The sequence below is a fragment of the Actinomadura terrae genome (assembly GCF_022751215.1).
In the GTDB taxonomy this organism is placed as follows: domain Bacteria; phylum Actinomycetota; class Actinomycetes; order Streptosporangiales; family Streptosporangiaceae; genus Spirillospora; species Spirillospora terrae.
Genome location: NZ_JAICDG010000001.1, coordinates 821197 through 846301 on the forward strand (window position 1 = coordinate 821197; position 25105 = coordinate 846301).

23 protein-coding genes are annotated in these 25105 nt (G+C 74.1%); 13 read left to right on the top strand and 10 right to left on the bottom strand.

The window, feature by feature from the left end; translation table 11 throughout:
* Window positions 1–89: 89 nt before the first annotated feature.
* Window positions 90–761: an AIM24 family protein gene (locus K2F47_RS03610; RefSeq protein WP_242901216.1), complete on the bottom strand. Its 672-nt coding sequence runs from the start codon at window positions 759–761 to the stop codon at window positions 90–92.
* Between the two features lie 155 nt (window positions 762–916).
* Window positions 917–1837: a glutathione S-transferase family protein gene (locus K2F47_RS03615; protein ID WP_242901217.1), complete on the bottom strand. Its 921-nt coding sequence runs from the start codon at window positions 1835–1837 to the stop codon at window positions 917–919.
* Between the two features lie 167 nt (window positions 1838–2004).
* On the opposite strand from K2F47_RS03615, the gene K2F47_RS03620 reads away from it, so the two are divergent.
* Window positions 2005–2673 carry a DedA family protein gene (locus tag K2F47_RS03620; protein ID WP_242901218.1) on the top strand — a complete coding sequence of 223 codons (669 nt, stop codon included), beginning with the start codon at window positions 2005–2007 and terminating at the stop codon, window positions 2671–2673.
* A 33-nt stretch (window positions 2674–2706) separates the two neighbouring features.
* Here the strand turns inward: K2F47_RS03620 and K2F47_RS03625 are convergent, their stop codons facing one another.
* The gene (locus tag K2F47_RS03625; protein ID WP_242901219.1) at window positions 2707–3780 is read right to left on the bottom strand and encodes an NAD(P)H-dependent amine dehydrogenase family protein; all 1074 of its coding nucleotides are present in this window, start codon (window positions 3778–3780) and stop codon (window positions 2707–2709) included.
* Between the two features lie 264 nt (window positions 3781–4044).
* On the opposite strand from K2F47_RS03625, the gene K2F47_RS03630 reads away from it, so the two are divergent.
* On the top strand, window positions 4045–4947 hold the full coding sequence (locus K2F47_RS03630) for an SDR family oxidoreductase (RefSeq protein WP_242901220.1): 903 nt from the start codon (window positions 4045–4047) through the stop codon (window positions 4945–4947).
* Between the two features lie 184 nt (window positions 4948–5131).
* On the opposite strand, the gene K2F47_RS40420 is transcribed toward K2F47_RS03630, so the two are convergent.
* Window positions 5132–5977 (bottom strand): sirohydrochlorin chelatase, encoded by an 846-nt coding sequence (locus K2F47_RS40420; protein WP_272496424.1) that lies wholly within the window; start codon window positions 5975–5977, stop codon window positions 5132–5134.
* A gap of 557 nt (window positions 5978–6534) precedes the next feature.
* Between K2F47_RS40420 and K2F47_RS03640 the strand changes: the two genes are divergently transcribed.
* From K2F47_RS03640 to K2F47_RS03665, 6 genes are all read left to right on the top strand, one after another.
* A complete protein-coding gene (locus tag K2F47_RS03640; RefSeq protein ID WP_156221935.1) occupies window positions 6535–6948 on the top strand; it encodes a roadblock/LC7 domain-containing protein in 414 nt (137 codons plus the stop codon).
* Window positions 6949–6981: 33 nt separating this feature from the next.
* Window positions 6982–7650, top strand: a complete 669-nt coding sequence (locus tag K2F47_RS03645; RefSeq protein WP_242901221.1) for a GTP-binding protein — start codon at window positions 6982–6984, stop codon at window positions 7648–7650.
* Window positions 7651–7836: 186 nt separating this feature from the next.
* Window positions 7837–10377 carry a sensor histidine kinase gene (locus K2F47_RS03650; protein WP_242901222.1) on the top strand — a complete coding sequence of 847 codons (2541 nt, stop codon included), beginning with the start codon at window positions 7837–7839 and terminating at the stop codon, window positions 10375–10377.
* Complete coding sequence (locus K2F47_RS03655; RefSeq protein ID WP_242901223.1) at window positions 10374–10820, top strand: roadblock/LC7 domain-containing protein; 447 nt, start codon at window positions 10374–10376, stop codon at window positions 10818–10820. The genes K2F47_RS03650 and K2F47_RS03655 overlap by 4 nt, the downstream gene beginning before the upstream one ends.
* A 103-nt stretch (window positions 10821–10923) precedes the next feature.
* On the top strand, window positions 10924–11358 hold the full coding sequence (locus K2F47_RS03660; protein WP_242901224.1) for a DUF742 domain-containing protein: 435 nt from the start codon (window positions 10924–10926) through the stop codon (window positions 11356–11358).
* Window positions 11339–11944, top strand: coding sequence for a GTP-binding protein (locus K2F47_RS03665; protein ID WP_242901225.1), 606 nt, complete (start codon window positions 11339–11341; stop codon window positions 11942–11944). Before K2F47_RS03660 ends, K2F47_RS03665 begins: the two co-directional genes overlap by 20 nt.
* On the opposite strand, the gene K2F47_RS03670 is transcribed toward K2F47_RS03665, so the two are convergent.
* On the bottom strand, window positions 11941–12669 hold the full coding sequence (locus K2F47_RS03670; RefSeq protein WP_242901226.1) for a cupin domain-containing protein: 729 nt from the start codon (window positions 12667–12669) through the stop codon (window positions 11941–11943). The two genes, K2F47_RS03665 and K2F47_RS03670, sit on opposite strands and share 4 nt — an antisense overlap.
* Before the next feature lie 303 nt (window positions 12670–12972).
* Between K2F47_RS03670 and K2F47_RS03675 the strand changes: the two genes are divergently transcribed.
* Window positions 12973–14898 carry an elongation factor G gene (locus tag K2F47_RS03675; RefSeq protein WP_242901227.1) on the top strand — a complete coding sequence of 642 codons (1926 nt, stop codon included), beginning with the start codon at window positions 12973–12975 and terminating at the stop codon, window positions 14896–14898.
* A gap of 149 nt (window positions 14899–15047) precedes the next feature.
* Here K2F47_RS03675 and K2F47_RS03680 read toward each other — a convergent pair whose 3' ends face one another.
* A complete protein-coding gene (locus tag K2F47_RS03680) occupies window positions 15048–15620 on the bottom strand; it encodes a Uma2 family endonuclease (RefSeq protein WP_242901228.1) in 573 nt (190 codons plus the stop codon).
* A 215-nt stretch (window positions 15621–15835) separates the two neighbouring features.
* On the opposite strand from K2F47_RS03680, the gene K2F47_RS03685 reads away from it, so the two are divergent.
* From K2F47_RS03685 to K2F47_RS03695, 3 genes are all read left to right on the top strand, one after another.
* Window positions 15836–16399 (top strand): DUF1707 SHOCT-like domain-containing protein, encoded by a 564-nt coding sequence (locus K2F47_RS03685; RefSeq protein ID WP_242901229.1) that lies wholly within the window; start codon window positions 15836–15838, stop codon window positions 16397–16399.
* Window positions 16400–16544: 145 nt separating this feature from the next.
* Window positions 16545–19214, top strand: a complete 2670-nt coding sequence (locus K2F47_RS03690) for a hypothetical protein (protein ID WP_242901230.1) — start codon at window positions 16545–16547, stop codon at window positions 19212–19214.
* A 20-nt stretch (window positions 19215–19234) separates the two neighbouring features.
* On the top strand, window positions 19235–19786 hold the full coding sequence (locus K2F47_RS03695; protein ID WP_242901231.1) for a GNAT family N-acetyltransferase: 552 nt from the start codon (window positions 19235–19237) through the stop codon (window positions 19784–19786).
* 255 nt (window positions 19787–20041) lie between these two features.
* Here the strand turns inward: K2F47_RS03695 and K2F47_RS03700 are convergent, their stop codons facing one another.
* Both K2F47_RS03700 and K2F47_RS03705 read right to left on the bottom strand, forming a co-directional pair.
* Window positions 20042–20227: a hypothetical protein gene (locus K2F47_RS03700; protein WP_242901232.1), complete on the bottom strand. Its 186-nt coding sequence runs from the start codon at window positions 20225–20227 to the stop codon at window positions 20042–20044.
* 114 nt (window positions 20228–20341) lie between these two features.
* Window positions 20342–22279 (bottom strand): DUF8508 domain-containing protein, encoded by a 1938-nt coding sequence (locus tag K2F47_RS03705; RefSeq protein WP_242901233.1) that lies wholly within the window; start codon window positions 22277–22279, stop codon window positions 20342–20344.
* Window positions 22280–22499: 220 nt separating this feature from the next.
* Between K2F47_RS03705 and K2F47_RS03710 the strand changes: the two genes are divergently transcribed.
* Window positions 22500–23147, top strand: a complete 648-nt coding sequence (locus K2F47_RS03710; protein ID WP_242901234.1) for a class I SAM-dependent methyltransferase — start codon at window positions 22500–22502, stop codon at window positions 23145–23147.
* A 7-nt stretch (window positions 23148–23154) separates the two neighbouring features.
* Here K2F47_RS03710 and K2F47_RS03715 read toward each other — a convergent pair whose 3' ends face one another.
* Window positions 23155–24279, bottom strand: a complete 1125-nt coding sequence (locus K2F47_RS03715; protein ID WP_242901235.1) for a prenyltransferase — start codon at window positions 24277–24279, stop codon at window positions 23155–23157.
* Window positions 24269–25033, bottom strand: a complete 765-nt coding sequence (locus K2F47_RS03720; RefSeq protein ID WP_242902556.1) for a class I SAM-dependent methyltransferase — start codon at window positions 25031–25033, stop codon at window positions 24269–24271. The genes K2F47_RS03715 and K2F47_RS03720 overlap by 11 nt, the downstream gene beginning before the upstream one ends.
* Window positions 25034–25105: the final 72 nt, after the last annotated feature.

The following is a 25105-nucleotide window of genomic DNA, read 5'->3' on the forward strand; positions in this document are numbered from 1 at the left end:
CCCCACCCCCGTGGCCGTTCACCGGGGGCCGCGCGGTGAACGGACGGACGTGCGAGATGGGGGGCGCCCCCGGCGTCGGTGGGCGCGCCTCAGTGGGTGTGCGGCGCGACGGTCGGGCCCTCGCTGGCCTGGATCAGGACGAAGCCCTGGCCCTGGTAGGCGAGCTGCATCGCCTCACCGCTGCCGCGCCCGATCAGCGCGGCCGCCTTGAAGGTGCGGTTCACGCCGACCTGGAGGCTGGTGCTCCACGCCACGGCGGACTGGCCGTCGGCGAAGGTCGGGGCGCGGCCGCAGTCCAGCATGACGGGCGTGCCGTGGGTGGTGAGCGCCACCCAGCCGGTGCCCTGGAGGGTGGTGTTGAACAGGCCGCCGGCGGCGATGCCCGCGCCCTGGACGCGCTGGATGTCGGACTGGAGGTGGGAGTCGTAGGCGAGGATGTTCTTGCCGTTGACCGTGATCCCCTCGTTCTCCAGGTAGAACAGGTGGATGTCGTCGGCGTCGTTGGCGACGAACAGCAGGCCCTGGCCCTTGACGCGCATCAGCGGCACGCCCTCGCCGGTCAGCGCCTTCTTCATGAACTTGCCGATGCCGCCGGCGCCCTCGTAGTCGAACTCCATCTGGCCCTGGAAGGCGACCATGGAGCCCTGCCGGGCGAGGACGTCGCCGTTCAGGTGCACCCGGAGCATCTTGGAGTTCTGGAGTGCGAAGTGGCCGGGCAACTGCTGGCCCTGGTCGATGTTGCCGAAGAACTGGCTGCGCATGGTCGGGTGGCCTCTCGGTTCCTGTCGTGGGGATCTTTCTGGAGATCCGTCAGCATAACGACGGGATGCGCCAGGTCATGAACTTTCCCGGCAGGTGGCGCCCCCGACGTCGGCGGACGCTCGTCCCGACCGGGGAGCGGCCTGACCGAGGGGAGTCAGGCGGACGCGAGCCGTTCGCGGCCGTGCGGCGCCGTCCAGTCGAGGAGGGGGCCCTTGGGCACGATGCGGGTCGGGTTGATTGTGGGGTGCGTCACGTAGTAGTGGCGCTTGATGTGGTCGAAGACCGTCGTCTCGCCGAACGCGGGGATCGAGTACAGGTCGCGGGCGTAGCCCCACAGGTTCGGGTAGTCGGCGACGCGGCGCAGGTTGCACTTGAAGTGCGAGTAGTAGACGGCGTCGAAGCGGGCGAGCGTCGGGTAGAGGCGGACGTCGGCCTCGGTGACGGCGTCCCCGAACAGGTACCGGCGGCCCGACAGCCGCTCCTCCAGCACGTCGAGGGTGGCGAACAGCGCGTCGAACGCCTCCTCGTAGGCGTCCTGCGCGGTGGCGAACCCGGCCCGGTAGACGCCGTTGTTGACGGTCCGGTAGACGAGGTCGTTCAGCTCGTCGATCTCCGGGCGCAGCTCCACCGGGTACAGGTCGGGCGCGCCGGGGCGGTGGAGGGCGGTGAACTCGGTCTCCAGCATGGTGGTGATGTTGGGGAAGTCGTTGGTGACGAGACGGCCCGTCTCGGTGTCCCAGACGCAGGGCACCGTGTACCGGCCCTTGAACCCCGGGTCGGACGCCAGGTACAGCTCGGACAGGAACACCGTCCCGGTGACGGGGTCGTGGTCGGGGAACCGCCAGCCCCGCTCGTCGCGGATCGGGTCGACCACGCCGACGCCGATGGCGTCCTCCAGGCCGAGCAGGCGCCGGACGATCAGCGTCCGGTGCGCCCACGGGCAGGCGTAGGAGACGAACAGCCGGTAGCGGCCGGGTTCGGCCCGGTACCCGCTCTCGCCGCCGGCCGTGATCATTTCGGTGAAGCGGTTGCGCTGCCGGACGAACCGTCCGCCCTCGACCTCCTGCGCGGTCATGGCGGCTCCTCCCCAGGTCGACGTCATGGCCCCGGACAGTCGTCCCCGCGGGGGATCCGCGCCCGGGAACCCCACGGCTACGATAACCGTCTGTAGCTTTGTCGAACTAGGCCGAACCGGCCGCGCCGGTCGCGGGGCGGCTGGGACCAGCAGGTGGCAGGGGACGCATGCTCGAGAACTTCAACGCTCTGGCGGACGGGCTTCCCCCGTGGCTGGTGCTCCTGCTCATCGCGGGCCTGGTGTTCGCCGAGGCGGCCCTGTTCTTCGGATTCGTCTTCCCCGGCGAGACCGCGATCGTGGTGGGCGGTGTGTTCGCCAGCCAGGACAAGCTCTCGCTGCCGGTGCTGCTGGTCGTCGCGGTGGTCGCCGCCGTCGCGGGCGACTCGGTCGGCTACGAGATCGGCCGCAAGTTCGGGCCGCGGCTGCTCCAGACCAGGGCGATGAGCAAGCACAGCGCCAAGGTCGCCAAGGCGCAGGACCTGATCCGCCGCCGGGGCGCGTTCGCGGTGTTCATCGGCCGCTTCACGGCGCTGCTGCGGGCGCTGATGCCCGCGTTGGTGGGCAGCTCGCGGCTGCCGTATCCGAAGTTCCTGCTGTTCAACTTCATCGGCGGCGTGACCTGGGTGCTGACGTTCACGCTCGGCGGCTACTTCGCGGGCGAGGCGTTCGACCACGCCGCCAAGCTCGCCGGGCGCGGCCTGGCGATCGGGCTCGCGGTCGCCGCCGTCGCCGCGATCGTGGTGTGGAGCGTCCGCAAGCACCGCCGGGAGGCCCGCGAGGAGGCCGAGGCGGAGGCGGACGCGCCGGAGCAGGCGCTGGAGCAGACCCGCCCCTAGACCCTCGCGGGTCCTTCGCGGGTCCTTCGTGGGTCAGAAGCCCTCTTGGCGGTCGAGGCGCATACGGCCGCCGATGTGCGGTAAGTCCAGGAAGGTGCGGATGCCGGGCGGGGCCGCGCACACCACCGGGATCGCGTTGAGCGCGTGGCACGCGGCCGCCGACAGCGGGTCGGTGATCCAGTCGTCGCCGGTCGTCAGCGTGACCGACGGCATGCCGTGCACACGCACCGCGTAGCCGGGCGGCCCCCACAGCGGCAGCCGCGCGGCGTCCGCCTTGTGGATCGCCTCGATCGTCAGGACGGGACGTCCCGCCGCGATGCCGTTGAACGTCCAGCGGGCCGCCGCGACCGTGCCGCGCGGGATCAGCCCGGACGCGATGCGCAGGTCGGCGCCCGCGACGCGGTGGTCGACGTCCACGTCGACCTCGTCCAGGTCGATGTGCAGCCCGGCCGCCATCAGGTGCAGGCTCTCGGAGTACAGCGACCGCATCGCGGTCCGGGCGGGCCGGAGCGCGCGCAGGTAGGTCTCCTCGTCCTTCCCGAACCCGATCATGCGGTGGACCATCGGCCAGGACGGGTGCCGGGCGAGGTCGTTGCACTCGCGCGCGTACACGTGCGAGATCCCGCACGACATCCGCGACAGCATCAGCGGCAGGACGTCCGCCATGAAGCCCCGGTTGATCCCGCAGCCGTGCAGCGACGTGCGGCCGCGCTTGCACGCCTGCTCCAGCTCGTTCACCAGGAACGGGCCGTGCGCCGCAGGGTAGACGAGCCCGTTCATCGAAATGACGTTCTTGCCGGACGACAGCAGCGCGCAGACCGTGTCGAGGTCGGCGTAGGGGTCGCCGGTGGGGCCCGGCGCGTAGACGACGCAGTCGGCGTCCAGGTCGAGGATGTCGGTCAGCTCGCGGGTCGCGGTGATCCCGGTGGTCGGGCGCCCGGCGAGCACGCCCGCGTCCACGCCCTCCTTGGCGGGGCTGTGCACCCAGACCCCGGCCAGCTCCAGGCGGCGATGGTCCAGGACACCCCGCAGCACCCGGGCTCCGAGTGCTCCGGTCGCCCACTGCACCACGCGGAGCGGGCGGGGACTGGCGTCGGCGGAACTCATCGAGGCGTGACCTCCGGTGCTCCGTCGCGGCGGCGGGATACCGCGATGGGTGTGGAGACTACGCGGAAAGGACGGCGAAATGCGGTAATCGTCGCAACTTTCTAGGAAGCCGCAGCGTGCGCGGGGCGCACCCGCCGCACGTGCACGGGATGCGAGACCGAGCGGGATTCGGTTAGCTGGTGCCACCGGGTGGGCCCGTGTCCGGGGTGCGGCCGATGCGGTGGTGAGAGCCCGTGAGCAAAGACAGCGACTGAGGAGACTGGGATGGCGGAACTGCGCTTCGACGGCCGGGTCGCGGTCGTGACGGGGGCGGGGCACGGCCTCGGCCGGCGGCACGCGCTGGAGCTCGCCGCGCGCGGCGCCCGGGTGGTCGTCAACGACCTCGGCGGCGACCGGTCCGGCGTCGGCGCGTCCGCCGGGCCCGCGCGGGAGGTCGTGGACGAGATCGCCGCGGCCGGCGGCGAGGCCGTCGCCGACGCGGGCGACGTCGCGACGGTCGAGGGCGCGCGGGCGATCGTCCAGACGGCGCTGGAGGCGTTCGGCCGGATCGACATCGTCGTCAACAACGCGGGCATCCTGCGCGACCGCTCGTTCAAGAACATGACGCCGGAGGAGTTCGACGCGGTCATCGCCGTCCACCTGCGCGGATCGTTCCTGGTCACCAGCGCCGCGTGGCCGCACCTGCGCGAGCGGGGCTACGGCCGCGTCGTCAACACCTCGTCCCCGGCGGGCCTGTTCGGCAACTTCGGCCAGGCCAACTACGCGGCGGCCAAGATGGGCCTCGTCGGGCTCACCAGGACGCTCGCGCAGGAGGGCGCCAAGTACGGCATCGGGGTCAACGCGATCGCGCCGCTCGCCTGGACGCGGATGACCGAGGACCTGCTGCCCGCCGAGTTCGCGGACCGGCTCGGCCCCGACCAGGTCGCGCCGCTGGTCGCCTACCTCGTCCACGAGGACAACGCGGCGACCGGCGAGGTCTACACGGTCGGCGGCGGCCGGGTCGCGAAGGTCTTCGTGGCGGAGGGGCCGGGATACGTCCAGGCGGGCACGCTGTCGGCCGAGGACGTCCGCGACAACTGGGCCGCGATCAACGCCGCCGAGCCGATCACCGTGCCCCGGAACATGGGCGAGCAGATGGCGCCCCTAATCCAGCAGGTTTCTGGCTGAGAAGGGCCTCGTGACCGGCCGGACCGGCGGGACGGGGGCGGACCAGTTCCCACCGCCGTCCCGCGCGGCCGGGCTTCGACGTGGCCCCACCGGGAAGATCGCGAAGCGATTCCGTGCCCGCCAAGGCACGGTCACCGCCCGAGCCGCCAGGCGAGGGCGGTGGGCCGGGATTTCATGAACACAGTCAGCCGGCCAGCGCGGTCGCCAGCGCCTCGACGTAGCGGAGGGCGGCGAGGCGGGCCAGCGCCGGGTGGGCGCCGAGGGGGCCGGAGTGGGCGGCGCCGATGGCGGCGGCCGCGGGCGCGACGTACTCCCACTCTGGTTCGAGGCCGATGAGGTGGGGCGCGAGGGCCACCGAGGCGGCGCCGGACGCGCGGAGCTGGTCGGCGGCGCCCCGGACGGCGGCCTCGTCGCCGAGGGAGGCGGTGAAGACCGGCGCGGCGAGCCGGGAGGCCAGCAGGACGCTGGTGACCTCGGCCTGCCGGACGGCGTAGGCGTCGCCCGGGGTGGCGACGACGAAGCCGGACGCGCCGGTCACCATCGTCATCATCCTGATCCGGTCGGCGCGGGCGAGGCCGGCGTCGGCGAGGCGGTCGTGCAGCGCCTCGGCGATGAGCGGGTGCGGGCCGAGCGGCTCGGCCGCGACCATGGGCACGGGCGCGGCGGCGACGGCGGCGCGGACGGCCGACTCCAGCGCCGGGTCGGGCCCGGTGGACATGGGGACGACGACGGCGGCGGGCTCGTCGGGCTCGCCCTGGGTCAGTCCGGCGAGGACGGCGGGCAGGCCCGCCTCGTCGCCTTCGACGTAACCGACGTGCGCGGGCTGGCCGGTGTGCTCGATCTCGACGAGCCGGGCGAGCTCCGCGGCGATCTCGGTACCGGCCCGCCGGGCGGCGCCGGGGACGGCGAGGACGAGTGTGGGGGATCCGGGGGGCAGCAGGAAGGACTCGTCGCCGCGATGTCGCCCGCCGCGCGGTGTGCGGCGGCGTCGCGACGGGAGTGCCTCGGATGCCTGGCTTTCGGGACTCACGGCGGGAATCGTAACGCCCCCGGGCCCGGGAGTCGGCCTTCCGCCCTGGCCGGACCTGCTTCGCGGCGCGTCCGGCGCACCGCCGTTCCCGCCCCTGTCACTGCCTGTATAGATCGTCGATCTCCTTCCCGTGTCGTCGCGCCCGCGTCGCCGGACGGCTGTGCCCGTGGCTGTTCTGTCGGCGCCGTTCCGCCGGCGCCGTCGAATGTTGAGCGAAGCAGCAGAGTATGTCGCATTCCGCTCCCCGGCACAGGGGGAAATGAACTATCTTGTTCGGATTTGCCGTTATCTCATTCGAACAGTGTCTTCGAACGGCGTCCCCACGGGCTGGCGTGGCTCCTCGCCGGTGGTACGGCGTTCGCCGCATGAACGCTCAATAGCGGCAACTCGCACGAATGTGACGAAGGGGTTGCGGTGCCGACAAGGGGCGCCTTTATGATCGCAGCACCCCGCGAGCCGGCCCGAGGGACCGCCAGGGGAGGGCACCCGGCTTCGGGGGGCTCGGGGGCGATCCGGCCTCGGGGAGGACGTCCGGCGAACGGGGATGAGGGAACGCGATGACGCACAACACCGTGTCCGGTGAGCTCAACTGGCTGCTCAACGACTTCGCCGACCGCGTCACGACCGTCCGGCAGGCGGTGATCCTGTCCCGGGACGGGCTGGCGGTCGCCGCGTCCAGCGAGCTCGGCCGCGAGGACGCCGAGCACCTGTCCGCGCTGGCCTCCGGCGTGCAGAGCCTCGCGCGGGGCGCCGGGCGGCACTTCGCGGGCGGCAACGTCCGCCAGACGATCATCGAGATGGACGCGCTGCTGCTGTTCGTGACCGCCGCGGGCGACGGCACCTGCCTCGCCGTGCTCGCCGAGGCCGAGGCCGACGCGGGCCTGGTCGCCTACGAGATGGCGGTGCTGGTCAAGCGGGTCGGCCAGCACCTTCAGGCCAACCCGCGGTTCGGCACCGCCGACCGCTACTGACCGGGCGCGCCCGCGCGCCGCAAGGAGGTGCCCATGGTCTCCACGGTCGCGGTGGAGCCCGAGCGACCCGAAGGGCCGGTCAGCACGAAGATCCTCATCGCCGGCGGGTTCGGCGTGGGGAAGACGACGATGGTGGGCTCGGTCAGCGAGATCAGGCCGCTGCACACCGAGGAGCCGCTGACCGAGCGCGGCGTGCTCGTGGACGACACCACCGGCGTCGGCGCCAAGACGACCACGACCGTCGCGATGGACTTCGGCCGGATCACGCTGTCGGAGCGGCTGCTGCTCTACCTGTTCGGCACGCCGGGCCAGGACCGGTTCTGGTTCATGTGGGACGAGCTGGCGACCGGCGCGATCGGCGCCGTCGTGCTCGCCGACACCCGGCGGCTGCCCGCGTGCTTCCCCGCCGTCGACTACTTCGAGCGGCGGTCGCTGCCGTTCGTCGTCGCGGTCAACTGCTTCGACGGCGCGGAGCGGCACCGCCCCGAGGACGTCGCGGACGCGCTGGACCTCGACCCCGGCGTCCCGGTGGTGCTGTGCGACGTCCGCCGCCGCGAGTCGTCGAAGAGGGTGCTCATCGCCCTGATGGAACACGTCCTGGCCTGCGCGGAGTCCAGGCAGGCGAGCAGGGAGGCGGCCGGGGAGGCCGGTGGGGAGGAGGCGGGCGGGGCGTCCGGGGCAGGGCCTGCGCCCGCGGGCTGACGATCATCCGTGCGGTCCCCGTGAACCTTTGACGTAGTAGGCTCCGGCAGACCCCCGTACACCCCGCATCGGGAGGTTTCACAGTATGTCCCACTCATCGGCACCACCGAAGGCCGTCCACGTGAGCGCCGTTCAGGTGTGCGCCGACCGTGTGAGCGCCGACCGTGTGAGCGGGGGCCGCGCGCCGTGAGGGCGCTCCGCTTCTCCTCCATCCGGTCGAGGATCACGCTGCTGGTCCTCGTGCCGCTACTCGCGCTCGCCTCGCTGTGGGTGTTCGTCACGAGCATCACCTACGGGGACGCGCGGCAGCTCCTCCAGGCGCGGGAGTTCCAGAACAAGTCGGTGCTGCCCACGCAGCGGCTCGTCGACGCGTTGCAGAAGGAGCGGCGGCTGTCGCTGGCCGAGCTCGGCGGCGCGCGGACGTCCGACCGGAGCCAGATGCGCACGCAGCGGCAGGCGACGGACGAGGCGCGGGAAGAGGTGCGGCGGGGGAGCAGGGACGGGAGCATGCGCGGGGCGATCCAGCCCGAGATCGTCCGGCGGATCGACGCGTTCGTCGCGCGGATGGGCTCGCTGGAGGCGACCCGCCGCGCGGTGGACGAGCGGGTCGTCGGCCGCGACCGGGCGCTGCGCGAGTACTCCGACCTCATCGACGCGGGCTTCGGCGTGTACAACGCCACGACGCCGGGCAACGGCGCCATCACCGCCGACGCGCGGACGCTGACCTCGATCGGCCGCGCCCGCGAGTTCCTCGCGCGTGAGGACGCGCTGCTCACCGGCGCGCTCGCGGCCGGGAACCTCACGCCCGCCGAGCGCGGGGAGTTCGCGCAGCTCGTCGGCGCGCAGCGGATGCTCTACGCCGACACGGCGCCGAACCTCCCGGCCGGCGGCCGCGCCCGCTACGAGGCGATCGCGACGTCGCCGATGGCCGTCCGGCTGCGGACGCTTGAGGACCAGGTCATCCGCGGCGACGAACCGGCCCCGGCGAAGACGCGCGGAAACCGCGCGAACGGGCAGGGCGGACAGGGCGGACAGAGCGGGCAGGGCGCCGCGCGCGGCGCGGAGCGGGCGCAGCCGGTCGACGCGTCCGTCTGGCGGTCGGTCGCCGACACCGTCAACGGCCGCCTCTACGACTTCGAGAACACGGCGCTGGACGACGTCATCGACCACGCCCACGGCATCGCGGTCGGCCTCCTGCTGCGGCTGGCGCTCGCCGGGGGCCTCGGCCTGCTCGCGGTGGTGCTGTCCACCTATATCGCGGTGCGCGTCGCGCGCCGGCTGCTGCGCGAGTGCCGGACGCTCGCGGGCGGCGTCGTCGACTTCACCCGGCAGCGGCTGCCGCTGATCGCCGCGCAGGTGCGCGCCGGGAAGGCCGCCGAGGCCGAGCCGCAACCCGAGGTCGAGTACCGGATCAGCGAGATCCGGCAGATCGCCGACTCCTTCGACCGCGCCCGCGAGGCCGTGCTGCGCGCCGCCGCCGGCGAGGTCGCCGCGCGGCGCGGGATCAGCGAGGTCTTCGTCAACCTCGCCCGCCGCAACCAGGCGCTGCTGCACCGCCAGCTCAGCCTGCTCGACACGATGGAGCGGCGCACCGAGGACCCGGCCGAGCTGTCGGACCTGTTCCGGCTCGACCACCTCGCGACCCGCATGCGGCGGCACGCCGAGGGCCTGGTGATCCTCGCGGGCAAGACCGCCGGGCGCGGCTGGCGGCGTCCCGTCCCGCTGGTGGACGTGGTGCGCGGCGCCGTCGCCGAGGTCGAGGACTACCCGCGCGTCCGCGTCCAGCCGCTGCCCCGGGTCGCGCTGCTCGGCTCCGCGGTCGCCGACGCCATCCACCTGCTCGCCGAGGTCGTGGAGAACGCCACGACGTTCTCGCCGCCGCAGTCGCCGGTGCGGGTCAGCGGGCACCCCGTCGCGAGCGGCTTCGCGATCGAGGTCGAGGACCGCGGGCTCGGGATGACCGACGAGGCGCTGCGCGCCGCGAACGCGCGGCTGGCCGAGCCGCCGGAGTTCGACCCGTCCGACAGCGCGCAGCTCGGGCTGTTCGTCGTCGGACGGCTCGCCGAGCGGCACGACATCCAGGTCACGCTGCGCCAGTCGCCCTACGGCGGCACCACCGCGATCGTGCTGTTCCCCGGCTCGCTCATCGTCGAGGCTGCCCAGCCCGAGGTCGGGCGCCGCGCCACCGGCCCGATCGAGGCCGTGTCCCAGGCGGCTCCGGCGCTGTCGGCGTCCGCGCGTCCGCGGACCGACCAGAGCGGCGTCGTGCGCCTCGTGGCCGACTCCGGCTCCGCCGCTTCCGCGCCCGCTCCAGGTCCCGCGCCCGTCGCGCCGGTGCCGCCCGCGCGTCCCAAGCCTGAGCCTGCGGCGGACGAGCCGCCCGCGGCGCCTCCCAAGGAGGGCGAGCTGCCCAAGCGGCGGCGGCAGTCGCACCTCGCGCCGCAGCTCAAGCAGCGGGTGGACGAGCATCTCGCCGAGCGGGACCGGCGGCCCGAACCGACGATGCCGCTGTCCGCCCCCGTACCGGCGGACGCGGAGCCGCAGCCGGCGGGCACAGGATCAGGAGGCGGGGCCGCCGCACCGGACGAGCCGGAGGCGGGCGACGCCCGCTCGCCTGAGGCGCTGCGCTCGATGATGTCCGCCATGCAGGACGGGTGGCGGCGCGGCAGGCACGAGGCCGCCGAGACCGGGCCGAACCAAGGCGACCAGGAGGACGACACCCGATGACAGATGCCCAGCACTCCGGCACGGAGGTCCAGGGCGGAGGCGGCGGCGAGCTGAACTGGCTGCTCGACAGCCTCGTCCAGCGGGTCACGCCGGTGCGGAACGCGGTGGTGCTGTCGAGTGACGGCCTGCGCATCGCCGCCTCGCGCGGTCTGGAGCGCGAGGAGTCCGACCATCTGGCGGCGGTCGCCGCGAGCTTCCAGAGCCTCGCGCGCAGCGCCGGGGAGTCGTTCGGCGGCGGGCCGGTCCGGCAGACGATCGTCGAGATGGAGTCGTCGTTCCTGTTCGTCACCGCCGCCGGGCAGGGCGCGTGCCTCGCCGTCCTCGCCGCCGGGGACGCCGACCTCGGGATCATCGCCTACGAGATGGCGATGCTGGTCACCCGGGTCGGGCAGCACCTGTCGGCGAACCCGCGCACCGCCGCGTCCGAGCCGGGCGGCGTGTGAGGTGGACGGCGGACACTCTCCCGGGCCGCCCGCGCCCGGGAACGACGAGACGGAACCCGGCGAGACCGGTGCCGTGGAACCCGGTGCCGTAGAACCCGGTGCTGTGGGTCCCGGTGCGGCGGGGCATGGCGCCAGGCACGGCGCGGCGGGGACGGCGTGGTTCGACGACGCGGCCGGTCCCGTCGTGCGCCCCTACGCGCTCACGGGCGGGCGGACGCACTACGACGGCGTCGAGTTCGACCTCGTCTCGCTGGTCACCAGCGTCGTCCCGGCGGAGCCCGCCGACGACCCGTCCGCGGCGCCCGGGCCCCCGTGGGCGCGGGAGCCGGAACATGAATTGATCTTGGAGCTTTGCCGCACACCGTTGTCGGTGGCCGAGATAGCGTCGGATCTGGAACTCCCCCTCGGGGTGGTCCGCGTCCTGCTCGGCGACCTTCTCGATCACTCGCTGATCCAGGTCCGTCCCCCCGCGCCGGTGGCGCAGTTCCCCAGCGAGCGCGTACTCAAGGAAGTGATCGATGGAATCCGTGCGCTCTGACGCGGCCGCCGCACCCGGCGAGTCCGCGCTGACCGTCAAGATCCTTGTGGCCGGCGGCTTCGGCGTCGGCAAGACCACTCTGGTGAGCGCGGTGAGCGAGATCCGCCCGCTGCAAACCGAGGAGGCCCTCACCGAGAAGAGCGTCGGAATCGACGACACGTCGGCGGTCGCGAACAAGACGACCACGACCGTGGCGATGGACTTCGGCCGGATCACGCTGCCGAACGGCCTCGTGCTGTTCGTGTTCGGCACGCCCGGCCAGGACCGTTTCTGGTTCATGTGGGACGAGCTCGCCAAGGGCGCGCTCGGCGCGGTCGTGCTGGTCGACACGCGGCGGCTGGCCGACTGCTTCGCCTCGGTCGACTACTTCGAGCGGCGCGGCGTCCCGTTCATCATCGGCGTCAACCGGTTCGACGGCGCGGGACGGCACACGCCCGACCAGGTCCGCGACGCGCTCGACCTGCCCGCGGACGTGCCGGTGATCGACTGCGACGTCCGGGACCGCGAGGACGCCAAGCAGGTGCTGATCACGCTCGTCGAGCACATCATGCGCACGATGAGCGGCCGCCAGTCGGTCACCTACTAGCCGGCCGCCGAGCCGTCCCCCGCCGGGTCCGGCGGGGGACGGAAGTCGGCGAAGTCGAAGCCGGGGGAGACCACGCAGCTGACGAGGACCTCCCGCCCGCCGGCGGGACGCGCGGCCTGCCACACCCCGCCGCGGATGATCGCCTGCGGGATCTCGCCCGCCGCGAGGTCCGGACCGAGCATGACGGTCTCCGGCGCGTCGCCGGGCGCCTCGCCGTCGCCGCCGAGCAGCAGCGCCAGCGGCCCGCCCGAGTGCCACAGCCACACCTCGTCTGAGCGGACGGCGTGCCACATCGACTCCTCGCCGGGCGGCAGCAGGAAGTAGATGCCGGTGGCGGTGTGCCGCTCGCCGGGGTAGCCGTCCGGGGTGAGGCGGGCCTCGGTCCGCCACGTCTCCCGGTACCAGCCGCCCTCGGGATGCGGCAGCAGGTCCAGCGCCTCGGCGGTGGCGGGACGCCTCAGGAACGCCACGTGCCGGCCGTCGGGCCCGCGCCGCGCGTACCGGACGTCGCTCACGGCCGTGGCCGCCAGGTCGATCTCGTCGGGCGGCGGGGACAGCCCGGGGTCCAGGGTCACCGCGACGACCTGGCCCGAGGCGAACGCGTCGTCGGCGATCGCGAGGGCGTCAGGCCCGTCCTCGGATGCCCAGACGGCACCGGCGTCCGCCAGCACGAACCGGGCCCCGGGCCGGGTCTTCCACGCTTCCAGCGTCGTGATCAGCAGCACGCCCCCGAGCCTAGGACATGTTGCCCGGCGACCTCAGCCGTCGCGCGGGCGCGTAGCTGAGCGGTGGGGCCGACGCCGGAGGCGAGGTCCCACCGGGAAGATCGCGAAGCGATTCCGCGCCCGCACAGGATCGGTCGGCGTGCGAGCCGCCAGGCGAGCACGCTGGGCCGAGATTGAAGGAAACACAGTCGCGCTGGCAGGATGGCGGGGTCATGTGGCCGAGTGATGGGGGCGAGATGCGCCAGGTCTTCGAGAACTCCACGTTCCCTGCCAGGACGAGAGCCTTCCTGGACTTCACCGGCCATGACCGACTCCACCCGTTCCACCCTGAATCTCGGCATCCTCGCGCATGTTGACGCGGGCAAGACCAGCCTGACCGAGCGGCTGCTGTTCGACACCGGCGCGATCGCGCGCCTCGGCAGCGTCGACAGCGGCGACACCCAGACCGACCGCGGCGAGCTGGAGCGCAGCCGCGGCATCACGATCCGCTCCGCCGTCGCGTCGTTCCGGCTGGGCGCGCTGCGGGTCAACCTGATCGACACACCGGGCCACGCCGACTTCATCGCCGAGGTCGAGCGCGCCCTCGGCGTCCTGGACGGCGCCGTGCTGGTGCTGTCGGCCGTGGAGGGCGTGCAGGCGCAGACCCGCGTGCTGATGCGGACGCTGCGCGAGCTGTCGCTGCCGACCCTCGTCCTCGTCAACAAGATCGACCGGATGGGCGCGCGGCGGGACGGGACGCTCGCGGCGATCCGGGACAGGCTGCCGGGGCGCGCCGTCCCGCTGAACGACGTGCTCGACGTGGGCACGCCCGCCGCCCGCACGGTGCCGCGCGGGCCCGATCCCGAGATCCTGGCCGAGGCCGACGAGGGCCTCCTCGAAGCGCTCGTGGACGGGCGCGACCCCGAGCCCGGCGCGGTGCGGGCGGCGCTGCGCGCGCAGACGGCCGCCGGGATCGTCCAGCCGCTGTACTTCGGGTCCGCGATGACCGGCGCGGGCATCGCCGACCTGCTGGAGGGGATCGCGGCCCTCCTACCGCCCGCCCCCGCCGACGGCCGGGGGGAGGCGCGCGGGTCGGTGTTCGCGGTCGAGCGCGGGCCCTCCGGGGAGAAGGTGGCCTACCTGCGGCTGTTCTCGGGGGAGCTGCGGCCGCGGCAGCGGGTCGCCTTCCAGGGGCGGGACGGCGCGCACAGCGGCCAGCTCACGAGCCTCGACGTCATCGGCGCCGCCGAGCCGGGCGGCGGCCTCACTGCGGGCGGCATCGCCCGGATTCGCGGCCTGCCCCGGGTGCGGGTCGGCGATCACGTGGGCGAGCCGGAGCGCGCCGTGCCCGCGTTCCCGCCGCCGACCCTGGAGACGGTCGTCTCGGCGCGGCGGCCCGCGGAGTCGGCGCGGCTGCGCGCGGCGCTGCTCGCGCTCGCCGACGAGGACCCGCTGATCCGGGCGCGGCCGATGCCGGGCCGCGCGACGTCCGTGCTGCTGTACGGGGAGGTGCAGAAGGAGATCATCGGTGCTCGGCTGCTCGCCGACGCCGGGGTCGAGGCGGTCTTCGAGGAGAGCCGCACCGTCTACGCCGAGCGCCCGGTGGGCGTCGGCGAGGCCGAGGAGGACATGAACTGGCGGCGCCGCACCCCCGACTTCTGGGCCACGGTCGGGCTCCGCGTCGAGCCGGGGCAGGGCGTCACGTTCCGCCGCGAGGTCGAGTTGGGCGCGCTGCCGCACGCGCTCGACCGGGCGATCGAGGAGACCGTCCGCCGGACCCTCGACCAGGGCCTGCACGGCTGGCCGGTGACCGACTGCGCCGTCGTGCTGACCCGGTCGGGCTACGCGGCGCCGGTCAGCACCGCCGCCGACTTCCGCGGCCTCACGCCGCTGGTGCTGATGCGGGCGCTGGAGGGCGCCGGGACGCGCGTGTACGAGCCGGTCCACGCGTTCGAGGCGGAGATCCCGGCGGACGCGCTGAGCCCCGTCCTCGCCCGGCTCGGGGCCCTCGGCGCGGACGCGCTGGAGCCCGAGCCGTCCGCCGACGGGGGGTGGACGGTGCGCGGCGACATCCCCGCGTCCCGGATCCGCGACGCCGAGCGGTCGCTGCCCTCGCTGACCCGGGGCGAGGGGACGTGGTGGTCCAGGCCGTCCGGCGACAGGCCGGTCACCGGCCGCCCGCCCGCGCGCCACCGCACCGACGGCAACCCCCTCGACCGCGACGCCTATCTGCGCCACCTGGCCCGCTGAACCCGCGACCAGGGCGGGGTCTCGAAGGGGCGTCAGCCGTCGCGCGGCGCGTAGCCGGGAAGATCGCGAAGCGATGCCGCGTCCGCACAAGGTCGGTCAGCGTGCGAGCCGCCAGGCGAGCACGCTGACCGAGATCGCGAAGAACACGGTCAGTCCATCTCGGAGAGGCGGGCGGGGTCGAAGGAGATCGTGAAGGGGCGCTCCAGCGTCAGCGTCTCCCCGGCGCGGGCCCTGCCGGCGACCTGGTAGCCGCCGTCCCCGAGGTCCAGCATCGTGACGGTGGGGCGGGGCTCCAGGTCGACGATCCAGTAGTGCGGGATGCCGGTGGCGGCGTACTCCTCGACCTTGCGGACGCGGTCGATCTGCTCGTTCACCGTGCGGGGCGTGACGACCTCGGCGACGAGGATCAGGTCGGGGCCGTAGTAGGTGCGGGTGCGGCGCTCCAGGGCGGCGCGCGCGACGTCGCGGCTGACGGCGAACACGTCGGGCTTGCGGACACCGGCGGGGGTCGTCACGTCCTGCGGGGCGCCCGCGACGTGGACGTCGGCGTCGGCCTGCCGCGCGGCCTCCTTGAGGACGCTCCGCAGCTGCTGCGCGGCGTGGTCGTGCCAGACGTCGCCCGGCAGCTCGTGCAGCCAGCCGTCGGCGAGCTCGTAGCGGCGGCCCTCCTCGGGCAGCGCGTCCAGGTCGTAGAGCGTGTACGGGCCGTACGTCGCGCCCATGGACCTTGTCCCCCCGTCCTCCGAGCCGTATACGGGCCGCTCTCGAATCTAGTGGACGGACGTCCGGCGGTCCGGAACCAAGATCGCGCGTCGGCCGGATTCGGGCGAATCTCTCGAAAACCGAGTGACGGCGAGTTACGATACATCGCGAGTCCCGTCGCCGTCCGGAGGCGGGCCGCGTCGACGTCGCCGGGAAGCCGTGAAGGAGAGATGTGATGAGCGCCGAGCAGCCGAACGCCGGAGCCGCCCTGCGCGCCTCGGACGGCGACCGCGACCGGACCCTCGTGCGGCTGCACACCGCCTACGCCGAGGGTCGCCTGACCGACACCGAGCTTGACGAGCGCATCGACCTCGCGCTCGCCGCCCGCACGCACGCGGAACTCGGCCGGGTGGCCGACGACCTGCCGTCCACGGGCGTCCCGCCGGTCGGACCGGCCGGACGCCCGGCCGGGCGGTTCCAGATGGCCTACAAGAGCGCGGTCAGGCGCAGCGGCCGGTGGCGGCTGCCGGAGCGGTTCACGACGGTGCTCTACAAGGGGCACTCGCTGCTCGACCTGCGCGAGGTGGAGCTGGACGGGCCGGTCACGACGATCCGCGTGCTCGCCTACAAGTCCACGGTCGAGATCGTGGTCCCGGCGGGCGTGCGGGTCGAGGCGGCGGGCGTGGGCGTGTCCTGCGAGGTCGGCGGCGCACCGGCGGTGGACGCGCCGGTGCTCCATATCCAGGGCTTCGCGTACAAGGGGGAGATCGAGGCGAAAGATAAGTTTCGCCGGGCCTGAGGTGATAGAACGCTCCCACGGCTAGGATCGGCCGCCGTTCACGCCGATGTCCGGACACGGGCGGATGTGGCGCGGTTTGATGGGTTGATCCATTTTGATGGGTCGATCCATGGCGAACCGGGCCGCGGCCGGTGAAGGAGCGCGTGTGACGGCGAGGACCCCCGAGCAGGACGACGTACGGCTCCCGGTCGAGGCCGGGCCGGTCGGCGGGGCCGTCGACAACGAGCCGATCGACTCCCGCCGGATCCGGCGGCGCCTGACCTTCGGCGTCGCCGCCGACCTCGCCGGGCTGCCCGCGTCGCTGTCGCCCTGGCAGCGCGCCTACGAGGCGTGGCGGTCCGCGGACCTGCCGTGGGGCCACGGCCCCGCGCCGCGCGTCCCGTCCGCGGCTCCCTCCGCGGCCGCTTCCGTGGCCCCCTCCGAGACGCCGTTCGAGGCACCGGCCGAGACGCCGCCCGAGGCGCCTTCCGCGTGGAAGCCGATCAGGACGCCGATCGACCAGAAGGTGTACTCCCCGCCAGAACCGCGCCGCACCCCCGCGCGGACGCGGCGGCTGCGGGCGGGCGTCGCGATCGCGGCCGGGCTCGTGCTGGTGGCGGGCGGGGCGATCGTGCTCCTCGGCAGGGACGGGGGCGGGACGGCCCGTCCGCGCGTCCCGGCGGCCGTGTCCGCCGACCGGCTGTTCGCGGCCGACCCGGTGGCCACCACGGACGGGCTCGTCCAGAACCTCGCCGCCCTCGGCTCGGACGGCGCGACGCTCGTCGCGGCGGGCACGGAAGGCCCCGGCGCCGAGGGCCGCGAACGCGCCGAGTTCCTGTACTCCAGCGGCCTGGGCGGTTCGGGAAGCGCCTGGCGGACGGCCCGGGTCCGCGCGGCGGACGGGTCGGAACCGCCGCTCGGCGACCGTCCCCGCCTGGTGTCCGGCGGCCAGGGGACCTGGGTGGCGCTCGGCCGGGACGCCGGGGGCGCCGTCGTCACCTGGACCGGCAAGGACGCCAAGAGCTGGACACGCCAGCCGCCGACCGGTGCTGTGTTCCGCCCGTCCGACGAGGTCAACGCGCTCGCGCGCACCCCGCGCGGGTTCGTGGCGGCGGGCGCGGCGTCCGGCCGGGCCGTGGTGTGGAGCTCGGCGGACGGCCGCGCCTGGCAGCGCCTCGACGGGCTCCGGGCCGCCGGGATCACCGGGCTCGACCGGCTCGCCGCGTCCGGGGACGTACTGGTCACGCACGGCACGTACCAGAAGAAGGTCACCCGCAAGAAGGGCCGCCGCAAGGCCACGCGGACGGTGCGCGGCGAGGGCGTCTGGCGGTCGGCGGACGGCGGCCGGACCTGGACGGCCGTCGACGTCCCGCAGGGCCACGGCTCCCACGGCGCGACGAAGGGCCTGGTGGCGTGGCGGGGCGGGTTCGCCACCGTCCGGGAGGGCAGCCGCACGACCGGCCGGAGGAAGCACCGCAGGACGACGCGGTTCGGCGTCCTGCTCACCTCGCCGGACGGGCGGCGCTGGCGCGCGGCGGGCACGTTCGGCGGCGCCGCGTACACGGGTGTCGAGCGTTTCGGCGGGAGCGCGGAGGGCCTGGCCGTCCTCATCACGGACCGCGTCAAGGGCAGGGCCGGCCGCACGGTCCTGCGCAGCGCCGACGGACGCACCTGGCAGCCGACCGGTACGGTCGCGGGCCCCGCTGCCGGCCCCGCGACCGAGGTCAGCGGCCTGACCGTCGCCCCGGACGGCACGGTCGCGCTCGCCGGGCACCGGGGCGACGACGCCTACCTGTCCGGCGTGGACCTCGCGTCCGTGCCGGGCGCCGTCCACACCGAGCGCACGATCAGGTCGGTGAGCACAGGCCCCGGACGGGTCGTCGCGGTCGGCAGCACGAACGGCGCCACGGCCGTCTGGAGCTCGCCGGACGGACGCCAGTGGACCCGCGCCCCGGTTCCCTCGACCCCCGGTTGGCTGTCCGACGTCGCGTACGGGTCGGGCGGTTGGCTGGCCGTAGGCCGCGCGTCCGGCGCCTCCTCCGGTCCGCTCGCGTTCGTCTCGCCGGACGGCGCGTCCTGGACGAAGGTCCCGTTCCCCAAGGGCGCTTCAGGCACCGGGCCCTCCGCCGTCACGACGGGACCCGCCGGGTACGTCGCCGTCGGCCCCGGCGCGGCCCGGCGCACTACCGACCGCACGTCCTGGAAGCGCACCGGCATCGACGGCAGGCCCACCGACGTCGCCGCGACGGCACGCGGCTACGTCGCGGTCGGCAGCCGTGGCACGGCACCTGCCATCTGGACCTCGCCGGACGGCCTCACCTGGAAGACCGCCGAACTCCCCGCCGCCCTCGCGCCCGGGCCGCTCACCAGAGTGGCGGCGCGCGGCGACGCGCTGATCGCGGTCGGCCCGAATTCGGCTCCGCTGGTGTCCACCGACGCCGGAGCGACCTGGACGCCCCGCCCCCTGACCGGCACGCCCACGCCGGCCGAACCGTCGAAGCCGGCCGCCCCCGCACTGTCCGGCGTGCGGCTCTCGACGTTCACCCTGTCGACGGCCGCTCCGCAGCTCGCGACACCGCCCACCGGTACGGTGCCGACGGCCGTCGCGGCGACGCCGAAGGGCTGGGTCGTCGCCGGGACGCTCGGCAGGGCGGCCGGGATCTGGACGTCCCGGGACGGCGCGGCCTGGCGCCGCGTCCCCGCCGCCGGGCTGGACGGGCCGGGCGACTCGCGGCTCACGGTCCTGACGTCCCTGGGCGGCGACCTGCTGGCGCTCGGCACCCGCGCCGCCCATCGCGGCACGTCCACGCTGCTGTGGCGCGCGGCCATGCCCTGAGCGGCACGCTGAGGAGGATCATGCCGGAGCTGGTCCCGCCGACGATGTCCGTCCACCGCTCCTACCTCGCCGCGATGGAGGAGTTCCGCGCGGAGGGACGCGGCGCCCCGGCCGACCTCTCCCGGCTCGGCCGCGACATCAGGACGTACGCCGCACGGCTCGCCGCCCCCGACGTCTTCGCGGAATTCGTCGGGGAGTTGCGCGCGCTGGCCCTTGAGGAGACGCCGCGCCCGAACGGGTTCGTCCCCGCGACGACGCTCTGGTGGGTGGAGGGCCCCGAGTTCCTCGGCGGTATCGCGATCCGGCACCGCCTGACCCCGTGGCTGCTCGACGTGGGCGGCCACATCGGCTACGACGTCCGCCCGTCCGCGCGCCGCCGGGGGCACGCGGAGAGCATGCTGCGCGCCGCGCTGCCGGTCGCGGCCGGGCTGGGCGTCGATCCCGCGCTGATCACCTGTGACGAGGACAACCCGGGCTCGCGCCGCGTCATCGAGAAGAACGGCGGCGTCCTGGAGGACCGGCGCGGGGTCAAGCTCCGCTTCTGGGTCCCGACCGTGCCGACCGCGGGCTGATCAGCCGTTACAGCCGCAGGAGCAGCCCTTCGCGCAGGAACATCCACTGCTGTGTCCGCAACTACATCCCTTTTTCGCCATGAACGGAACGTAGCTCCGCGCCTACCGCGCGGTCTATCACCCCGGGGCACCACCGTCCATGACCCGGACGCGAGGTGCGTCTGACGTCGGGGTAGTCGAGGTGGTCGAGGTAGTCGACACGGGCCGTTCCGGGGCGGGGAGAGTTGGCGGAACGGCCCGTGTCCGTCCAGGGGCTCAGGTGTGGATGTTCAGGTCCACTCCGAGCAGCACAAGGAACCAAAGGAAGACCGCCAGGAGCGCACTGACGATGCGCCGTATCAGGCTGGCGGTGATGTAGCCGTGGTCCCACGCGATGAACAGGCCCACGACGATGTAGAGGAGTCCGAAAAGGCTGATTCCCGATCGATATCGATATGCCATTGGGGTGGGTCTCCTCCCCGAGGGGGTGTGGACGACCGTCCGGTGCCCGACCCGAACGCCCGAAAACACCACCGGAAAAAGGGACAGCCCTATCTCGACCCAATGGACAGCCCGTTAATGCGGGGACGCGGGCCGCTTCTCCGAAAGGTCGATCCGGACCACGGCCGGATCGCGGTCGCCCGCCCGGTCGGCGAACTCGGCCGCCCGGTGCACGACGTCGAACTCGTGGCGGCGGCGCCGCAACTCGGGGCTGAGCAGGATGTGGTCGAGCGTCCGCGCGTTCCCGCCGGTCAGGGCGGTGTAGCGCTCGGGCGCCGGGAGCCGCTCCGGCAGGTCGGTGAGCCCGCCCTCCTGGGCCAGCCGCCGGACGGGCGCGCCGGTCTCCCGCTCGCCGAGGTCGCCGGCGACGATCACCGCGGCCTTCTCGTCCACCTTCCGGACGGACCGCACGAACCCCGCGACCACCCTCGCCTGCGCGTCGCGGCGCCACGAGCTCGGCCGGGACGGCGGCTGGAACCGGCCGAACAGCGGCTGGTCGTCGCTGGACCGGCCGAACCACTGCCCGGCGACGACGATGACGCGCCGCCCCCGCCAGGTGATCTCCGCCGCGAGCGGCTTGCGCGAGTCGGCCCAGGCGGCGTCGCCGGGCGCGATCCGCCCGGGGCTGAGCGTCAGCCCGGCCGTCCCGTCGCGCCGCACGACCGCGACCGGGGTGACCGCCGGGTCGAGACGTCCGGGGGACGGCTCGTCCTGCATCGGCTCGGCCGGGGCGGGACGGTCGCCGAACACGAGCCCCCGGTCGGTGCGGAACAGGAACCCGATCCGGGAGTTGGTGCCGCGCTCGCCGCCGTCGGCGTTGTCGCGCGGGTTCACCGAACGCCAGTCGTAGCCGGGCCCGCCCGCCGCGCTGATCGCCGTGATCAGCTCCGCGACCGTCTGGTCGGCGGCGACCGTGCCGTCGTCGGCCTCGCCGCTGTTGTCGCCGATCCCGCTCACCGCGATCAGGTCGGGGGACCGCAGCCCCCGCACGATGTCGCCGGCGAGCGCCTGGAAGCGCTCGGGCGGCGAGTCCGGGTCGAGCCCGTCCAGCCCGGCGGTCGCGACGGCCAGCTCGCCCGCCAGCGCCGGACGCGTCGTCTCCGGCGCGAGCCCGCCGCCCACCCGCCGGGGCGTCGCCGTCAGCAGCAGCTTGAAGTCGCCGTAGGCGTAGTCGAGGACGCCGTCGGACGCGCCGCCCAGCCGGTCGCCCACGTTCATCGTGGGCAGCGGCGCGAGCGCGTCGTCGAGCAGGACCCGCTCGGGATTGGCGTCGCCGTCCTGTTGCAGGATCCCGCCGCGCGCCGTCCGCGTCCCCGCACCGGCTCCGGCGGCGGGCAGCACGGGCAGCTCGCCGTCGCGGGACGGGCCGACCGCCACCGCGTCCTGGACCCGGACCCGCATCCCCTCCAGCGACTCGTAGAAGTCGAGCCCGTTCGCACGCGGATCGAAGCCGCCGCGCCGCTCCACGTCCCCCCGCCCGTCCTTGATCCGGCTCGTGGGCGCCGTGCGCCCGCCGGGCCCGAGCACGGTCGGCGCGGGCAGCGGCGCCCCGTGCGCGACGACGACGGTGCCGGTCGCGTCGATCTCCGTCCGCGTCAGCCCGGCGGACGACGCGCCGCCCGGACGGAACTCGCTGACCCTCCCGTCCACCTGGACGTTGTCACCGACCACGGCGCGCGGGCGGGTGCGGGTGAAGACGAACACGCCCTCGGACGTCGCGTCGTCCTTGTCGGGCGCGGGGTCCTGCATCCAGAACCCGTTGCTGGTCGACGCGGTGACGATTCCGGGCACCCGCGCCACCGCACGGTGGTTCAACGGTGACAGATGCGCGGCGCCCTGGATGTCATGGATGCGGACGCCCCAGGCGGCACGCGCGGTGGCACGCGCGGCCGCCTCCGCCGCCGGGGCGACGCCGAACGGAGCCGGGACCGCGACGACCGCCGCCACGAGCCCCGCGACCACCGCGCGCCGCCCGCGCGTGGTGAACCGTCCCACCGAACCTGCGCCCGCCACCCGCACTCCATGATCGACTAGGTGTCCCGACCGGACACGCAGAAGGATCGCATGCCGGGCGAACGCTGCCAACGCTGACCAACACGCCCTCGGATAGGGTGCGCCACGAAGGAGAGCGATGACCCACAGCGAGGCGTCCACCCGACCGGGGACGACCGACACCCGACCAGTCGAAGCACCCGCCATGCCTGCCTCTGAGCCTGCCCCTGTACCTGCCCCGATGCCCGCCGCCCTGCTGCGCGCCGCCCGCGCCGCCAAGGGCTTCATGCCGGACGCCGAGGGCCTCGCCCTGTACGAGACGGCCCTGCACTACGGCACGCGCCTGGCCGGGACCGGCCCGATGCTGGAGGTCGGCAGCTACTGCGGCAAGTCGGCCGTCTACCTCGGCACGGCGGCGCGCCTGGCCGGGACCGTCGTCGTCACCGTCGACCACCACCACGGCTCGGAGGAGAACCAGGCGGGCTGGGAGCACCACGACCCGTCCCTGGTCGACCCCGGCACCGGGCGCATGGACACCCTCCCCACCTTCCGCAAGACGATCGCCGCCGCCGGGCTGGAGGACCACGTCGTCGCGGTCGTCGGCCAGTCCCGGACGGTCGCCTCCCTCTGGCGGACGCCGCTGTCGCTGCTGTTCATCGACGGCGGCCACGCCGCGGAGCACGCGCACGGCGACTACGAGGGCTGGGCCCCGCACGTCGCGGTCGGCGGCGCCCTGGTGATCCACGACGTCTTCCCCGACCCGAACGACGGCGGCCGCCCGCCCTACGACGTCTACCTGCGCGCTCTGGCCGGCAACGCCTTCGAGGAGCGCCGCGCCGAAGGCTCCCTCCGCGTCCTGGAGAGGACCGGCACCCCACTCGCCCTGTAGGACGGGCTCAGCGGGGGACGGGTTGGAGGGTGCAGCCGCAGGCGGTCGGGTCGGACGCCTCGCAGGGGCCCAGCGGGCGGCCCGCGATCTCCTTGAACAGGCGGGAGCCGGGGGACGTGCCGTCCAGCGCGTCCGCGGCGAGGACGACGGCCGCCGCCGTGTAGGTCGAGCGGTCGCCGGGGAAGTGGCGGCGGTGCTCGTACTGCCAGCCCGTCCAGTAGGAGCCGTCCTCGTGCCGGAGGTGCTGGATGCTCGCGAACAGCTCCAGCGCGCCCTCGCGGTCGCCCGCCGCGTCCAGCGCCATGACGAGTTCGCAGCTCTCGGCGGCCGTCACCCACGGCTGGTCGGACACGCAGCGGCAGCCGAGGCCCGGCACGACGAACGCGTCCCAGCCGGCGGCGAGCCGCCGCGCCGCGGCCTCGCCCCGGACCGGGCCGCCGAGCACCGGGTAGTACCAGTCCATCGACCAGCGGCTCTTGTCGGCGAACGCCTCGGGGTGCGCGGCGACCACGTGGCCGAGCTGGTCGGCGGCCAGCTCCCAGTCGGGCTGGTGCTCGCCGAGCCGCTCGGCGAGCGCGACCGCGCAGCGCAGCGACTGGTAGATGGACGAGCAGCCGGCCAGCAGCGCGTGGTCGGACGCGGCGCCGTCCGCGCCCCGGATCCAGATGACCTCGCCGCGCCGGGTCTGGAGCCCGAGTGTGAAGTCGACCGCCCGCCGGACCGCCGGCCACATGCGCCGCGCGAACTCCTCGTCCCCGGTCATCAGCAGCTCGTGCCAGACCCCCACGGCGACGTAGGCGGCGTGGTTGGACTCGCCGCCCGGCTCGGTGACCTCGCCGAGGATCCACTTCGCGGGCCACGACCCGTCCGGGCGCTGGACGCCGCGCAGCCACTCGTACGCCCGCCGGGACTCCTCGCGCAGCCCGGCCACGGTGAGCGCCATCGCGGCCTCCACGTGGTTCCAGGCGTCCACATGTCCGGCGATGCCTTCTATGGGGGAGAACCAGGGGATCGCTCCGGACTCCTCCTGTTGCGCGGCGATGCTCCGCGCCGTCGCGACGACAGCGTCCGCGCCGAGCACGCCCGGAACCGACGGGGTCCCACGGGGATCGGGGGCGAGGTCAGACGGCATCCGCCGGCTCCCTGGCCGGGGCGGAGGGCGCGCCGCCCGGCGCGGCGGGCTTGGCGAGGTAGACGACGACGCTCTTGCCGATCACAGGGTTGAGGGCGCGCTCGGCCAGCCGGGTCGCGAGCGGGCGCTTCATGATGTCCCACACGAGGACCTTGTGGTAGGCCTTCGCGAGGGGGTTCGCGTCGTTGTCCACGCCGACCGCGCACTTGATCCACCAGTACGGGGCGTGCAGGCCGTGCGCGTGGTGGTGCCCGCCGACCCGGAAGCCGACCGCCTTCAGCTTGGCCTCCAGCTCGGCGCGCGTGTAGATCCGCACGTGCCCGCCGGGCGCGGTGTGGTAGTCCTCCGACAGCGCCCAGCAGACCCGCTCCGGCAGCCAGCTCGGCACCGTCACCGCGAGCTTCCCGCCGGGTCGCAGGACGCGCAGCAGCTCCCGCATCGCGCGCATGTCGTCCGGTATGTGCTCCAGTACCTCGGCCGCGACGATCCCGTCGAAGTGGTCGTCCGGGAACGGCAGGTCGAGCGCGTCGCCCCGCACGGTCTCGGCGGACGCGTCGCCGGGCACCTCGCCTTCGAGGCGCATCGCCCCGAACATCGCCTCGACGCTCGCCAGCTCCTCGGCGTCCTGGTCGAAGGCGACGACGTGCGCACCCCTGCGGTACAGCTCGAACGCGTGCCGTCCGGCGCCGCAGCCCATATCGAGGACGCGGTCGCCGGGGGCGACGCGGAACCGGTCGAAATCCACGGTCAGCAGGGTCGTGCTCCTTCCGTACGGGGCGCCGTGAGCGGCTTCCCTCTTGCATGGCGGCCTGGAGCGGTCCGCCGG

What these genes read in the sequence shown, in the direction of transcription:
- K2F47_RS03640 (WP_156221935.1), top strand. Translation starts at nt 6,535, where the DNA reads ATGACGCACAACACCGTGTCCGGTGAGCTCAACTGGCTGCTCAACGAC.
- K2F47_RS03665 (WP_242901225.1), top strand. Translation starts at nt 11,339, where the DNA reads ATGGAATCCGTGCGCTCTGACGCGGCCGCCGCACCCGGCGAGTCCGCG.
- K2F47_RS03615 (WP_242901217.1), bottom strand. Translation starts at nt 1,837, where the DNA reads ATGACCGCGCAGGAGGTCGAGGGCGGACGGTTCGTCCGGCAGCGCAAC.
- K2F47_RS03685 (WP_242901229.1), top strand. Translation starts at nt 15,836, where the DNA reads ATGAGCGCCGAGCAGCCGAACGCCGGAGCCGCCCTGCGCGCCTCGGAC.
- K2F47_RS03620 (WP_242901218.1), top strand. Translation starts at nt 2,005, where the DNA reads ATGCTCGAGAACTTCAACGCTCTGGCGGACGGGCTTCCCCCGTGGCTG.
- K2F47_RS03610 (WP_242901216.1), bottom strand. Translation starts at nt 761, where the DNA reads ATGCGCAGCCAGTTCTTCGGCAACATCGACCAGGGCCAGCAGTTGCCC.
- K2F47_RS03710 (WP_242901234.1), top strand. Translation starts at nt 22,500, where the DNA reads ATGCCCGCCGCCCTGCTGCGCGCCGCCCGCGCCGCCAAGGGCTTCATG.
- K2F47_RS03655 (WP_242901223.1), top strand. Translation starts at nt 10,374, where the DNA reads ATGACAGATGCCCAGCACTCCGGCACGGAGGTCCAGGGCGGAGGCGGC.
- K2F47_RS03695 (WP_242901231.1), top strand. Translation starts at nt 19,235, where the DNA reads ATGCCGGAGCTGGTCCCGCCGACGATGTCCGTCCACCGCTCCTACCTC.
- K2F47_RS03630 (WP_242901220.1), top strand. Translation starts at nt 4,045, where the DNA reads ATGGCGGAACTGCGCTTCGACGGCCGGGTCGCGGTCGTGACGGGGGCG.
- K2F47_RS03715 (WP_242901235.1), bottom strand. Translation starts at nt 24,279, where the DNA reads ATGCCGTCTGACCTCGCCCCCGATCCCCGTGGGACCCCGTCGGTTCCG.
- K2F47_RS03680 (WP_242901228.1), bottom strand. Translation starts at nt 15,620, where the DNA reads ATGGGCGCGACGTACGGCCCGTACACGCTCTACGACCTGGACGCGCTG.
- K2F47_RS03625 (WP_242901219.1), bottom strand. Translation starts at nt 3,780, where the DNA reads ATGAGTTCCGCCGACGCCAGTCCCCGCCCGCTCCGCGTGGTGCAGTGG.
- K2F47_RS03675 (WP_242901227.1), top strand. Translation starts at nt 12,973, where the DNA reads ATGACCGACTCCACCCGTTCCACCCTGAATCTCGGCATCCTCGCGCAT.
- K2F47_RS03645 (WP_242901221.1), top strand. Translation starts at nt 6,982, where the DNA reads ATGGTCTCCACGGTCGCGGTGGAGCCCGAGCGACCCGAAGGGCCGGTC.
- K2F47_RS03700 (WP_242901232.1), bottom strand. Translation starts at nt 20,227, where the DNA reads ATGGCATATCGATATCGATCGGGAATCAGCCTTTTCGGACTCCTCTAC.